Annotated in this window: 15 protein-coding genes; 3 read left to right on the forward strand and 12 right to left on the reverse strand. The window is 42.6% G+C overall.

The window, feature by feature from the left end:
* Positions 1–22: 22 nt before the first annotated feature.
* From VF500_RS01765 to VF500_RS01790, 6 genes are all read right to left on the reverse strand, one after another.
* Complete coding sequence (locus VF500_RS01765) at positions 23–373, reverse strand: hypothetical protein (RefSeq protein WP_330858028.1); 351 nt, start codon at positions 371–373, stop codon at positions 23–25.
* A gap of 489 nt (positions 374–862) precedes the next feature.
* Positions 863–1,180, reverse strand: coding sequence for a hypothetical protein (locus VF500_RS01770; RefSeq protein ID WP_330858029.1), 318 nt, complete (start codon positions 1,178–1,180; stop codon positions 863–865).
* Positions 1,177–1,314, reverse strand: a complete 138-nt coding sequence (locus VF500_RS01775) for a hypothetical protein (RefSeq protein WP_330858030.1) — start codon at positions 1,312–1,314, stop codon at positions 1,177–1,179. Before VF500_RS01775 ends, VF500_RS01770 begins: the two co-directional genes overlap by 4 nt.
* 176 nt (positions 1,315–1,490) lie before the next feature.
* The gene (locus VF500_RS01780; RefSeq protein WP_091207888.1) at positions 1,491–1,685 is read right to left on the reverse strand and encodes a cold-shock protein; all 195 of its coding nucleotides are present in this window, start codon (positions 1,683–1,685) and stop codon (positions 1,491–1,493) included.
* A 271-nt stretch (positions 1,686–1,956) separates the two neighbouring features.
* Positions 1,957–2,439, reverse strand: coding sequence for a DUF4385 domain-containing protein (locus VF500_RS01785; protein WP_330858031.1), 483 nt, complete (start codon positions 2,437–2,439; stop codon positions 1,957–1,959).
* Between the two features lie 61 nt (positions 2,440–2,500).
* The gene (locus VF500_RS01790; RefSeq protein WP_330858032.1) at positions 2,501–2,956 is read right to left on the reverse strand and encodes a PA2169 family four-helix-bundle protein; all 456 of its coding nucleotides are present in this window, start codon (positions 2,954–2,956) and stop codon (positions 2,501–2,503) included.
* Positions 2,957–3,030: 74 nt separating this feature from the next.
* Here VF500_RS01790 and VF500_RS01795 point away from each other — a divergent pair, with 74 nt between their 5' ends.
* Positions 3,031–3,312 (forward strand): hypothetical protein, encoded by a 282-nt coding sequence (locus VF500_RS01795; RefSeq protein ID WP_330858033.1) that lies wholly within the window; start codon positions 3,031–3,033, stop codon positions 3,310–3,312.
* A gap of 374 nt (positions 3,313–3,686) precedes the next feature.
* Here VF500_RS01795 and VF500_RS01800 read toward each other — a convergent pair whose 3' ends face one another.
* From VF500_RS01800 to VF500_RS01825, 6 genes are all read right to left on the reverse strand, one after another.
* Positions 3,687–6,749, reverse strand: a complete 3,063-nt coding sequence (locus VF500_RS01800; RefSeq protein WP_330858034.1) for an efflux RND transporter permease subunit — start codon at positions 6,747–6,749, stop codon at positions 3,687–3,689.
* A 4-nt stretch (positions 6,750–6,753) separates the two neighbouring features.
* A complete protein-coding gene (locus VF500_RS01805) occupies positions 6,754–7,806 on the reverse strand; it encodes an efflux RND transporter periplasmic adaptor subunit (RefSeq protein WP_330858035.1) in 1,053 nt (350 codons plus the stop codon).
* Between the two features lie 9 nt (positions 7,807–7,815).
* On the reverse strand, positions 7,816–9,177 hold the full coding sequence (locus tag VF500_RS01810; RefSeq protein ID WP_330858036.1) for a TolC family protein: 1,362 nt from the start codon (positions 9,175–9,177) through the stop codon (positions 7,816–7,818).
* 54 nt (positions 9,178–9,231) lie between these two features.
* Positions 9,232–9,840 (reverse strand): TetR/AcrR family transcriptional regulator, encoded by a 609-nt coding sequence (locus tag VF500_RS01815; RefSeq protein ID WP_330858037.1) that lies wholly within the window; start codon positions 9,838–9,840, stop codon positions 9,232–9,234.
* A gap of 71 nt (positions 9,841–9,911) precedes the next feature.
* The gene (locus VF500_RS01820) at positions 9,912–10,673 is read right to left on the reverse strand and encodes an SDR family NAD(P)-dependent oxidoreductase (RefSeq protein ID WP_330858038.1); all 762 of its coding nucleotides are present in this window, start codon (positions 10,671–10,673) and stop codon (positions 9,912–9,914) included.
* Between the two features lie 169 nt (positions 10,674–10,842).
* Positions 10,843–11,193, reverse strand: a complete 351-nt coding sequence (locus tag VF500_RS01825; protein ID WP_330858039.1) for a helix-turn-helix domain-containing protein — start codon at positions 11,191–11,193, stop codon at positions 10,843–10,845.
* Positions 11,194–11,314: 121 nt separating this feature from the next.
* Here VF500_RS01825 and VF500_RS01830 point away from each other — a divergent pair, with 121 nt between their 5' ends.
* Positions 11,315–12,112, forward strand: a complete 798-nt coding sequence (locus VF500_RS01830) for an NADPH-dependent F420 reductase (protein ID WP_330858040.1) — start codon at positions 11,315–11,317, stop codon at positions 12,110–12,112.
* A 260-nt stretch (positions 12,113–12,372) separates the two neighbouring features.
* Positions 12,373–12,739, forward strand: a 367-nt coding sequence (locus tag VF500_RS31755) for a YceI family protein (RefSeq protein WP_414688558.1), incomplete at its 3' end; no start/stop codon positions are given.

Consider the following 12,739-nt stretch of genomic DNA (forward strand, 5'->3'; position numbering starts at 1 on the left):
TAGAGGTTAATACATCTTGAGGCTAATTGTCTTTCATTTGATTCCAAAGCGCCGGGTTATCTCGGATATGGCCCAGGTGCTCAATGACCTCCTGCACTTCATCATTATTTAATTCCCGTTGTCCATCTGAAGTATAAGTAAAGAGTTTACCAGGTAATTCAAATGTGATGTAACCGAAATACTCAGGATCTTTAATTCGTTCGAGGTGCAGGGTACTTTCTTTGCTCCTGCTCATCAAAGGATTACCAGCGCCGATATCGAGAAAAATACTGTACGTATGGGTAATTACCGTATGGCCATTCAAATGGGCAGCTGTATCCGGGATCACCATTAATGGGCAACCTTGTTCGAGTTGAAAAAATAGCGGGTTCATGCTGCTGTAAATGTTTACAGCTACTACAATATGCAGCCTGTTTAGTTTTAGCCAGGCAACATAAAATATTATTAAACAATATTTTCTCTTATAAATTAAGTAAAACCCTTCAGTCTAAAATCATTATGAACCAAACAGACAGATCACCGATTTAGAGTTTATCATAGGTTTAGCGGGAGCTTATTTTACCGGAACCATCAGCAACTTTAATAGCATAAGTTGATCGGATGGCCATAAATGCAAAAAAAACAATTGTACTGATGGCAAGTATAATATAGATATAGTCTACGGTTTTAAATGAGCTCTCGTTGGTCATAATATGTCAAGAATTCAAATATAATTATTTCTTTTACAGGCATTAAGAATACCTCACTCCGTGTGGCTTTAATCGTAAATCAATGATACATCGTCCACTTTAGTTAACATTAAACGGAAACATCAACGGTAAAAAATGAAAAGTTGGGTTAGCCTGCACCTGGCTATTATTTACTAACGCCATTCCTCCATCGGGTTGTACGCAACCAGATATTGTAATTCGTTAACATGAATAGCTTTCAATGGAATAGGTTCTGTGAGCGGGAACGAGAGGGCCGTCTCAACCATGCTTAGCATTCGGGCAAGTTGCTCAATACCTGGTTCAACAGATACGCTTACACGATATTGTTTCTCAATCGCTACTTTATCGGCTTTACTAACCAATTTCAATTGCCATGGCTTATCTTGTTTAAAACCATGTTCTATTGCTATGTTCCGTAGATCAAACAAGTATTCCATTACCTGCGTGTTTATAAGTCCGTTTGTCTTCAATCTTTTTTCTTTTTATTAATTGATACACTATCGCTTGATGCCGATTTTTTGCCTGCCTGATAATCTGAAGTCGACTTATTACCGCCTGCTGCGGGAGCTTTTTTTACGTTTTTACTACCTTTATCTTTACTCATGATTGTTTTTCGATTAATACCATTTTAACGTGCGTTTTTTCAGGAAATCACTTCAGCAATTTCATAAAATCCTGTTTGTATATTCAAAACTTATTTGTGGGCATCGAGATCAGAAAGCAACAAAAAAGCATCCAATTTTATCAATGGATGCTTCAGCGAATTTGATATTGTGGTGATTAGATTACTTTAACATTGATCGCATTAAGACCTTTGCGGCCTTCTTCTACATCGTAAGCTACCTGGTCATTGTCGCGGATCTCGTCAATTAAACCTGTAACGTGCACGAAAATTTCACTTCTGTTGTCATTTTGTGAAATAAATCCAAAGCCCTTTGTGGCGTTAAAAAATTTCACAGTTCCTTCTTTTTGCATTATATCTTTTTTAATAAGCACGCAAGGTACAAATTAAATTTCGTTATTTATTTTTTATTTAAAATACTTAACAGAAAGTTAAATTGATTATTACATATCACTTCTACCAATTTGAAGCCTAATGTACCCGTAGTTTGTTTTTTTTCGGATCAGACTGGCTGTTCATCGCTGTCATGCCCCGACTTATATTGGGTAATATTCAGTCTTGCCCTATTACAGGCCGTAGCGATCAATTATTGACCTTTATACGTTTTCCGGCAAACCATGCTTTTTAACCTCTTTCATGTTTCCATTTCTTTTTCAAGCTGCAGTAAACTATATCGCCTTCTGCTGCTTTCCATCGTTTATAAAAGATGGTTGCTGTTGCCGCTTTCTCCGGCTCGCCAGTTCCTCCCTCCATTTGTGCATAATCACCGTCAGCATCATATTTTTTGCCGCCTTTGTAATTCGCATATCGGCGGGCACGGGTGTAACCCATCTGTAAATACTTGCGTGCCATGTCTGCCCCCACAAAATCACTGTTATCTATGTATGTTTCGAACAAATTGAATATCTTTTCGCTGCTCTGTTCGGCGACTTCCTCGTTAAGAAAACGCCAATACTGCCCGATTTCACTTTTATAAGGTTCGCAGATCATAACACCCTGTTCCCCCTTCCCTACCCGGTACAACTCCGGGTGTTCCCGATAATTGATATCCGGTTTCCAGGCATAAGAAGACTTGTCAAAATCCAGGTAAGATGGCCGGTTAGTCATATCTAAAAGCGTGCACAAAAAAAGCCGCCCGATGAGGCGGCTTTTTAAAATTATTAGTTCATTAGTTTTTAGCAGCATCGCGCAAAGCCTTGATCTGGTCATGCGCCGCGTTGATCTCCGTAGCCTGACTGCTAACCGTTTGTACGGCTTCGGCCGGCAATTCGCCGCCACTCAGGGCATCGTTGTAAGCTTTTTTGATCGCATCCTCACCACGCTCTGCTTCTGAAAGGATACTGGCGCGGTCATTACCCCCGAAGATCGATTTCACATCAATCCAGGCACGGTGCAAAGTTCCGCCCACGCTATTTCCAGTTTCTACTTCTTCGGCGTCGCCAACCAATGCAGCTAACTCCTGGCCATTTTTGCGGCTTTGCTCCGCATAACCCTGGAACAACCCCTTCAGGTCAATGTTTTCGTCTTTAATATCCGCGATCGCTTTTTCAAAACCCGCTACACGGTCGTTGTTAATCTCGATCAGGTCGTTCAGTACGCCTGTTGCATTTGTTGTAGTTGCCATAATGTTTTTCTTTTTAGATAGGCTTCATACAGTCCCAATATCATGCCAAATATCGTCATCACCGGTATTTTGCCATGTCGGGAGTTATAATTGGGCTTATTATTTATTTAAGCCACCTTGTTCGGCAAACTATAGAAGCCGTTAGTAAATTAATTAACCAAAATGAATTTGATTTCATGGCACCGTTTTTTAGCATACCTTATTTCATTTTGCTATATGAAATTTATGAGGCAGTTTTTAAGTCTTCATTGGCAAATTTGGCGAATAGCGAGAGCAAAATGATAACCGTGCTGCTTTATCCATTCTTTGTATTATTAGCTGAATTAATAGTAAAGTTAAAAGATTCGAAAGAGTAATACATATCCAGGCTTTGGAAAATCGCCGAAAACATTGGATTGTTCTCAAATGGTACGACTTATGTCTATTATGGGGGCGTAAGTTTGGTTCATAGAAAATGCTCTTGAAAAGTTTATCGGTAGCGTTATCAGACCAGCAATCGCTGTTTGTTCGGGTTCACGTTTGTTATTTTACAAACAAATAGGATAAATATCGCATAGTATTGCACGGTTATCCACATTCCGGGTAACAGGATAGTACCAAAAATGACCTGAATTTTGTATCTCCAAGGGAGCTGAATAGTTCGGTACTACCGAAGATTACTGTAAAAAACCTCCTTAATTTTTTAAGGAGGTTTTTCTATTTTAAACTTATTCACCTTAAAACGAATTAGCTAAGCCATTTCATCATCACTTTCCAAATGCGGCGGGATCAATTTATACATCACGGGAGTCACGATCCGCGAAAGAATAGTAGAGCTGATCAGCCCGCCGATCAAAACAATAGCTAATGGTGCGATAAGCGGATTAGGGTTCAAGGCGATTGGAAGCAAACCGCATATTGCCGTTATAGAAGTGAGCACAACAGGAAGAAAACGGGTTTCACCGGCCCTATGGATCGCTTCATCAATGCTGTGTCCTTCGAGGCGCAACTGGTTAGTAAAATCAACAAGCAACAGTGAATTTTTAACCTGTATGCCTGATAAGCCAATGAAACCGATGATGGATACCAGCGACATGGGATTACCGGTAAAGAGCAGGAATACCACGCCGCCAAGAACTCCCAGAGGTATGATCGATAACACGATAATGATCCCTTTGAACGTTTTAAATTGCAGCAGCAATACCCCGATAAAAAGGAAGGTGCTCAAAATAATTACAGAAAGGAAGTTGCCGCCTAACGCATCGCCTTCAGACTCCGCTTCGCCTGAAAGTTTGTAATAATAACCCGGCGGCATTTTTAACTTGTTCAGTTGCGGCACAATGTTCTTCAGGATATCATTAGCCAGTACATGCTCTTTGGTTAGGGATGTCACCTTTGCAAATCGTGATTTATTAAAATGATTGATCGCTGTGGGTGACGTTTCAAACGAAATGGTGGCGATCTGGTCAACCAGTACCGGGGTACCCTGCACATTATTTACATACAGGTTTTTGAAAGCATCGAGGTTAGAGAATTTATTTCTTGGAAGTGTGATCACAACGTTGCGGGAATCGCCCCTGTCATCGATATAGTCCCCAACATTTAAGCCCGCTACCGCCATACGAATCACCTTGTCTACATCGCTGGTCAGCACACCTAAAGTACGGGCCTTCTCTTTATCGATTTTTATTTTAACATCCGATTTATAGATATTCAGCTCATTGTTGACGTAAAAAGTACCGGGATCTTTTTTAAGGATCTCTTCCACTTTAAATGAAAGGGAGCGTAATGTATCCTGGTTTTCTCCAAATACCCTAACCACGATATTGGCTTCGATAGGCGTTCCCTGTTCAAAGTCTTTCACTTCGATCCTTGCATAAGGAAAGTCGTTGAATTTCTTGCGCAGTTGCTTGATCAGATCAGTTTTTTCACCGGGGCTGGCCTCTTCATCCAGTTGAACAAATATCTGGGCAAAGTCAGGTTTTATATCCTGCTGATGTACATTGTAATAGATCTGCGGGTTACCCTTACCTACGTTAGACGTATAAAAAACGATCTCTTTATGTTTCTTCAACTCACTTTCCACCAATTTGGTTACACGGTCACTTTCCGGAATATCAGCCTGTAGGGGCAATTTAATATTGATCAGGAACATCGGTTTTTCAGAGGTTGGGAAAAGCTTGAATCCTGTTTGTGTAAACAGGAAAAAGGCAAGTCCGCTCAGGGCCAATGATATTCCAATAGTAGCTTTAGGCCATTTTAAGGCAATCGGCATCACCCGTGCATAAGAGCGGGTCAGGAACCTTTGCAGGTGTTTTAAAAAGAAATTGCCCTCGCCATGTGTATGCGTTTTTAACATCCGGCTACCCAGGAAAGGGACAAGTGTTAAGGCTACGATCATAGAAGCCAAAACGCTGGTCATTACAGCCATCGGCAGGCTACGGATAAACTCACCGGCCATATCAGGTAAAAAGGCAAGCGGCAAAAACGCGATAACTAAGGTCGCGGTACACCCTACAACTGCTACACCGATCTGCTTTGTCCCCTTTAAGATAGCATCCTTACGGGAATGTCCTTCCCTCAGCCAACGCTCTATGTTCTCCACCACCACAATACTATCGTCCACCAGTAGCCCCAAGGCCACTACAAGCCCAACAATGCTGAGTTGATTTAACGAGTACCCCAATAAATTCATTGCTATAAGCCCCAGTGCCAGCGAAAGCGGAATGGAGATCATCACGATCAGCGACGCCCTGAACCCCAACGGCAGCAGGGTGATGACAACCAGCAAGATGGCTAACCCAAAGTCAAAACCCAGATGGCCCAAACGCCTGGATACCATATTGGCCTGATCGAAGTTTTTGACCATCCTGATGTTTTCAGGCAGGCTTTTGCCAAACTCATCCAGTACCGGCAAAAACTCTTTCTGAACACTGGCAATATTCACGTTATCTTTCATTTCCGCTGTAACCAGTACACTGCGATGGCCGTTTAACCGAACAATATGGTCTATTGTGCCATCCTTATAGCTTACATCAGCTACATCCTTCAGATATACGATCTTGCCATTCGCATTATAAATAACCGTATTGGCCACATCATCAACACTCTTGAATTTGCCGCTGGTTTTTACATTAAAAATCTTGCTGTCGAGGTTGATGCTCCCGCCGGGGATATCTGCCGCTTCGCTTTGCAAACTGCCTATGACCACATTAAGCGGTATTTTCAATTGGGCCAGTTTATCCAGCTGCATATCTATACGGATCTCCTGTTCGGGCATACCGAAATACTTCACCTCTTTTAAGTTGGTGATCTTCTCTAATTGTGTTTTCAGGATGTCTGCTTTATCCCGCAGTAATTTACCGGAGGCGTTGTCTGATATAAGTGCGACTTGTAACACCTTTACGTCAGAAGAGGAAACCTTTTCTGTTTTAATGAGGTAAATATCTTTGGGTAGTTCACTGTTTTTTAAAGCATTGATTTCTGTAGAAATTTCCTGGTATTTATTGTCCACATCTACGCCATATTTAAACTTGGGCTGAATGACCGCTACACCGTCCTCTACCGTTGTCAGGATCTTTTCAATATTCTCCAGTCCATATATCTTATTCTCAATGGGTTTCACCACCTGTTCTTCCATATCCTTTGGACTGGTACCGGGGTAAATGACCGTAATGATATACTGCGGCGGATGGGTGGTCGGGTCTTCCGAACGGGGCATGGTAAACAGCGTGAGCAAGCCGACAACTGCCACCAAAAGGAATATGATCAGCGTGAACTGATAATTCTTAACGGCAAAATTTGTAATTTTCATGGCCTTACTTAATAATTTTAATAAAAGACTGTTCGTTGAGGTAGGCACTGTTGGAGATCACGATCTGGTCTATACCGTCAAGCTTATCTTTCAGGTACACGTTTTCGTTATCAAACTTCAGAATGGTAACCGGTACTCTTTTTACCCGCGTTGCGCTAATGGTCGTAAATACAAAACCTTTGTTGCCATCAGCCTCTACTAATGATCCGTATGGGATGACCATCACACTTTTATCCTGGTGGGTGGCTATCTCCGCTTTCCCAAACATGCCGACTGCAGGTTTTAGGCCGTTCAATTGCAATTTTAGTTCTATCTGGAATGAGCCCAGTTCTCGATCAGCCGCCTGCGACTTACGGAACACGGTGGCATCAAACGTTTGACCGGCATAGCCGTCAAGCTTTACTTTGGCTGTTTGCCCCGGTTTAATGAGAGCCCATTCGCGGTCTGTTACACCCACTTTAAGTGAATAGCTGTTTCGCTGTTCGGTAGAGTTGGTCAGCAGCACCGGCATCCCTTCGGCAATTACCTCGCCTTCGTTGGCTATTTTCTTGCTTACAAAACCGTCAGATGCCGCGTATATTTTAGAGTAGCGCTCATTAAAGGCTATTGCTTCCCTAGCTTTTTGAGCAACATCCAAAGCTGTTTTGGTATTCTGTAATTGTTCCAACGTGTAAACGCTGTCTTTGTAAAGACTCAGCGCCCTGCTATAGTCACGTTGTGCCTTTTCTACACCCAAACTGGATTGGGTTAAACCGGCTGAAATTTCCGTGGAGTTAAGGCTTGCCAATAACTGACCCTGCTTAAAGAACTGGCCTTCCTGCACGAAGATCCGGCTGATCACGCCGCCTATTTTAAAGGCGTATCTGGCTTCATCCTCTGTGCTGACCAGGCCAGTGGCGGTAACCTGATCGGGTACGCCTAATGTAGACACCGAAGCGGTTTTAACAGGTATAATATCCGGTTCGCCTGTTGGGTTTCCTTCCTTGTGTTTTTCTTTGCAGGATGCCATTAAGGTTAATGCTGCTATAATAATGCTGTATAATTGTAAGTTTTTCATGATCTTATTTTATTGAATGGTGAAACTGGCGTTGGCACGTTCGATGGCTGTATTGGCGATCCAGGTATCGTAAAGGGCAATATTGGCGTTAAGCTGCGCATCTATCCACTGGTTTTGTGCATCCAGCAACTCAATGTAAATAGCCATTCCTTGTTTGTATAGCTTCAGCTCATCATTGTAGTAGGTCTGGCTGGTCTTCAGTTGGGATTGAGCAGCATTATATTGCGCTATCGCACTCTGCATACCGGACTGCCGTACCTTCAATTCGGTCAGCAGTTGTTGCTGCACATAATCCGTTTGCGAGGCAAGCGCCTGTTGGTCTGAAAGGGTTTGTTTGATCCGGTTACTATGCCTGCCAAAGGAAAACAGGTTCCATTCGAGTGAAACACCCAGGAAATAATACTTGCTTTGACTGTTAACTTTCCAATCGAAAGCTTGCGAGCCCAGATCAAGATAGGTGCCGACCTTGGGGATGAGGTAAGACTTAGCAAGCCCGGTCAGGTTGCCGTTGATATCTTTCGCAATCCTTAGTTTGGACAGTTCCTCCCTACCGCTAACGCTACTTCCTAAGCTTTGATCTTGCGAAGGCAATTCGGTTATGTTATCCAACTGTACACTGTCCGTCAGCGGGCGGTTCAGCAAAAAGTTGAAATAATAGCGGGCAGACTCGGCGGTTTTGGTGGCCGTAGTAAGTGAGGCATTGATCCTGGACACTTCGTTCTGGCTTCTCAGCACAACAGTTCGGTTTACCTTGCTGTTGTCGTACAGTTTGGTATTGATCCGCAGTCCTTCTTCAACCAGCCGGAGCGAAGATTCGTAGATACTGGTCGCACTGGCAGCTTTTAAATAGCTATAGTAAGCTGTTTTGATCTCTTTAACTAATTCGCGTTTATAAAGCAGCACTTCGGTCTTTTGCAGGTCTACCTGCTGCTGTTTGATCCGTTTATTATAGATCAGTTCTGCATTTAAAATGGGTAGGCTTGTACGAAACTTCGCATCATAAAAATTATCCGGGTTGAGCAGGATACTTTGATTTTGCAATTGTGGAAAGGAATTACTTCCTGTCAGCCGGTTTAATGTAGCATAAGCTCCGTTAAGCAGATCGCCGGTAGGGAAATCTATGGTGCGCCCGCCATCAGCTTTAGTATAGGTTGTTGAAAAAGTAACATCAGGCAGGAACATACTCTTGGCTTCCTTTAATGCGTAGATGTTTTTTTCAAGTACAAAATTCTGCTGCCTGATGCTCTCGTTTGAGGCAAGGCCCTGCCGGATGTATTCATCCAGCTTGCCTTGAGCTTTTGCAAAGGGTGCAACCAGCAGGGCTGACGATAAAAGCAAAAGCTGATAAAATAATTGACTTTTAAATTTCATTTTTAATCATTGTTATAATTTTAAACACCGTTCAATTTAGTATCAAAAAAAAGGCTAACTCTTTTCGAGCAGCGCTACAAAACACTCGTAGCCATGTTCCATCAATTCTTCATTTGTTTTGTCCATAAAGTTGGTGGTACGGTCCTTGCAGAACAGCGCGCAAATACCATGAATTGCAGACAGGAACATGAAAGTCAAATATTCTGCGTCCATATCCTTGAATTTTCCTTTCTGCTGGCATTCCTTTATAACACCCAATAGCTGACTGATCGCTTCCTGTGCTATTTGAAATCCGCCTGATTGTGGGTCTTTGACAGGTTCTTCAACAATAAACATCAGATTGTAATAATCTTTGTTCTCCTGTGCGAATTGAATAAAAATGCGTCCAGAAGCCTTTAAACGCTCAAATGGATCAGCTACCTTGTCCAATACTTTTAACTGGTTAAGCAGCAGCCGGAACCCTTCCTTATGTAATTCGTGAAAGATCTCGCTCTTATCTTTGAAGTAAAAATAAAGCGAGCCCTGGCTGTAACTGATCTCAGCTGCGATATTGCGCATACTGGCTTTTTCATAGCCCTTCTCCAAAAATATCTTACGCGCACCGTTAAGGATGCGTTTGTGCATTTCCTGTTTCTCTCTTAATTTTCTTTCTGCTATGCCCATTTTTAGATGATTATAAGATACAAATATATGATCGCCACTCGTGTGGCCAAATTCCACATTGGTATTTCTGCTTAATTCTGCATCCCTGGGCTGATCTTGCCCATGATGCTTACCGCCGCCTTTCTGTTCAATAACTTGAAACCGAACAGCATAAAACGGTTCTTCCAACCTTGCACTACTCTTGGCTTTTGCCTTTTCTGCAGCGCTTTTACAAGCTCAGTAGCAACATTTTCTACAGAAGAAACAACAAACTCAGGAAAGGAACTCGTGTGCCTGCCCGCATGCACATGAAAGTCAGAGTTTGCCGCACCTGGATTAAAGCCCAACACGAAAATACCTTTGGGTTTGAACTCATACCATAGCGATTCCGAAAAGTTGGCGACAAAACTCTTAGTGGCCGCATACACGGAACCGCCAGGGAGTGAAGAATGGGCAAGCAGCGAGCCGATGTTGACCAGTGCGTCACCTTTGGTTGCTTTCTGTAAGAAGCTATAAGACAGAGTCACCAAAGCTTGCATATTGAGCTTCATGGTGGCCAACTGGTCTTCCAGTGCGATATCCGTAAACTGGCCGTAAGTGCCGGTACCTGCATTGTTGATCAGGAGGTCGTACTTTTCGGCACTGAGATGTGCTGCCAGCTTTTGCAGATCGTCTGTATTGTTTAGATCAGCGACCAGTATCGTGTGGCCGCTGCCATTTAAACTGCTTAACGCTTGTTCAAGGCGCTCCCTGTTACGGGCAACCAGTGTGATCTGGTAATTCTGTTGAGCCAGTTGCCGGGCTGTTTCGAACCCGATGCCTCCGCTGGCTCCTGTGATTAATGCTTTTTTCATGATGACTTGGATTAATTTAAAACCGGGACAAATTTATTGAACACTGTTCAATAAAACAAAAACAATAAGTCACCATTTTAAAATCTGACATTAAAAACAGGAAACATTAGGCGATGAAGTTCAAACAATATGGATCGTCACCGCAGAGAAAGGATGACTAAAGAAATAATTACTCCCGATCCGTCACTTTCTTTCGGTGATTCAGCCCCCAGTCTTTGAGGGAATAAATGATAGGTGTCAGCGTATCGGCATATTCAGCTAATTGATAGGTGATCTTCACCGGGTAACCATCGATAACGATCCTGTTGACCAAACGATGCTGTTCCAGGTCTTTCAGTTCTTTGGCCAAAACTTTGGGTGTTATACCGGGGATACTTTCCTGTATGTCAGTGAACCGGTCGTTTCCAATACCTACAGAAATGATTATTGGCAGTTTCCATTTACCATTGATCACGTCGAGTGCATCCCTTACAGGCTTAATCGTTTCAATGCAATCACAATGTGTTTTTTTAGCAGCCATAAATCTTAACAAAAACTATTTCACTTTCCTTTGGGAAAATACTATACAAAGGAAAGTAAAAATTTGCCAATTTTGTAAAGAATTTATTGGAATGACCGCCGAGAAGGTCTGTAGCTAAATAATGACGGATCAAATCGGTATCAAGAATTTAAAAACAAGCGTAATGAAAATAGGAATAATAGGTACCGGTGCAATTGGCGGTACCCTCGCAAAGAAACTGGCTAACGCCGGCCATGAAGTAAAAGTATATAACAAAGGTGATGGGAACCTCTTAAAAAAAAGAGCACAAGAGTTGGGTGTCTTGCCTGCAACCAGGGACAGTATCACCAAAGGCGTTGATGTTGTCATCATCTCCGTTCCCAGCATCGCTATCCCGGAATTAGAGAAAGCATTGTTCACAGGTCTTCCCGACAGTGTGGTTGTTGTCGATACATCTAACTACTATCCATTCCGTGATGGGGACATCGAAGAACTCAAAAATGGCAAAGTGGAGAGCCTATGGGTTACTGAACAAATAGGACGTCCGGTTATTAAGGCCTTCAATAACCTTTTGGCTCATAGCCTTGAAAATGGAAGTAAACCTGAAGGTGCCGGGGATCGGATCGCGATGGCAGTCTCAGGCAACGATCAGCAGGCCAAAGAGATGGTGTCCGTCCTTATCAACGATGCCGGTTTCGACGCTGTGGATGCCGGTACTCTTGCGGATTCCTGGAGGCACCAACCGGGTACTCCGGCCTATTGTACCGAATTGAGCGTGGTAGAGCTCAAGCAAGCCCTAAACCAAGGAGACAAAGGAGATGCGGCACGTCTGCGGGACCATGCTATCAGGAAATTTATGGAATTTGCAACGCCGCCTACACACGAAGAAGTCGTTGCCATGAACCGTTCACTGTTTCTTGAAAACCCCAAGAAGCATTGATCAATTGAGGGTATTACGACTACCAGATTTTCGAAGAACAGGCAAATTTGCAAGCACAATCATTATAAAAATTGGTGTTAGTTGTTATTAAGCGAGCTAAATTCGTCCATTACAATTTGTCAATATACCTGCTGTAGTTTTTCAACCAATCGCTTTAATTCTTCCATGTTATAAAGGCTTTGGATTGTTTCAATTTAATAAAGGTAAAAAATCAATACATGGAATTAAGCTAAATTTTGAAATCTTAAAATGATTATTTTATTAATTGCAAGGAACTTAGGCTTACTGCGCCCGGCGATGATTTCGCAGGCTCAGATATCGTATTCACTGCGGAGGCTGGCAGCATCTCCACGGATAAAGATTACCGCGATAAAGAGATAAAGAGCCGGGAGCTTTTGGACGTTGAGAAATTTCCTAAAATAACGTTTAGAAGCACAACCGTGACTAAAATAAACGCTTTAACCTACAAGATTGTCGGTGACCTTACGACTTCTGGTCAAAATTTAATATTCCCAACTGCCTGTATTTTGCGAAAACGAGATCGGCGAAAGCCGTATTGTTTTGGCAATATTCAGGCATCCATTGACCGCCGGAAGCCTGTTGCGGATGAAAGCAGCAAGTGGCAGG

This window comes from Mucilaginibacter sp. (genome assembly GCF_036383575.1).
Taxonomy (GTDB): domain Bacteria; phylum Bacteroidota; class Bacteroidia; order Sphingobacteriales; family Sphingobacteriaceae; genus Mucilaginibacter.

What these genes read in the sequence shown, in the direction of transcription:
- VF500_RS01765 (WP_330858028.1), bottom strand. Translation starts at nt 373, where the DNA reads ATGAACCCGCTATTTTTTCAACTCGAACAAGGTTGCCCATTAATGGTG.
- VF500_RS01775 (WP_330858030.1), bottom strand. Translation starts at nt 1,314, where the DNA reads ATGAGTAAAGATAAAGGTAGTAAAAACGTAAAAAAAGCTCCCGCAGCA.
- VF500_RS01780 (WP_091207888.1), bottom strand. Translation starts at nt 1,685, where the DNA reads ATGCAAAAAGAAGGAACTGTGAAATTTTTTAACGCCACAAAGGGCTTT.
- VF500_RS01785 (WP_330858031.1), bottom strand. Translation starts at nt 2,439, where the DNA reads ATGACTAACCGGCCATCTTACCTGGATTTTGACAAGTCTTCTTATGCC.
- VF500_RS01790 (WP_330858032.1), bottom strand. Translation starts at nt 2,956, where the DNA reads ATGGCAACTACAACAAATGCAACAGGCGTACTGAACGACCTGATCGAG.
- VF500_RS01795 (WP_330858033.1), top strand. Translation starts at nt 3,031, where the DNA reads ATGTCGGGAGTTATAATTGGGCTTATTATTTATTTAAGCCACCTTGTT.
- VF500_RS01800 (WP_330858034.1), bottom strand. Translation starts at nt 6,749, where the DNA reads ATGAAAATTACAAATTTTGCCGTTAAGAATTATCAGTTCACGCTGATC.
- VF500_RS01805 (WP_330858035.1), bottom strand. Translation starts at nt 7,806, where the DNA reads ATGAAAAACTTACAATTATACAGCATTATTATAGCAGCATTAACCTTA.
- VF500_RS01810 (WP_330858036.1), bottom strand. Translation starts at nt 9,177, where the DNA reads ATGAAATTTAAAAGTCAATTATTTTATCAGCTTTTGCTTTTATCGTCA.
- VF500_RS01815 (WP_330858037.1), bottom strand. Translation starts at nt 9,840, where the DNA reads ATGGGCATAGCAGAAAGAAAATTAAGAGAGAAACAGGAAATGCACAAA.
- VF500_RS01820 (WP_330858038.1), bottom strand. Translation starts at nt 10,673, where the DNA reads ATGAAAAAAGCATTAATCACAGGAGCCAGCGGAGGCATCGGGTTCGAA.
- VF500_RS01825 (WP_330858039.1), bottom strand. Translation starts at nt 11,193, where the DNA reads ATGGCTGCTAAAAAAACACATTGTGATTGCATTGAAACGATTAAGCCT.
- VF500_RS01830 (WP_330858040.1), top strand. Translation starts at nt 11,315, where the DNA reads ATGACGGATCAAATCGGTATCAAGAATTTAAAAACAAGCGTAATGAAA.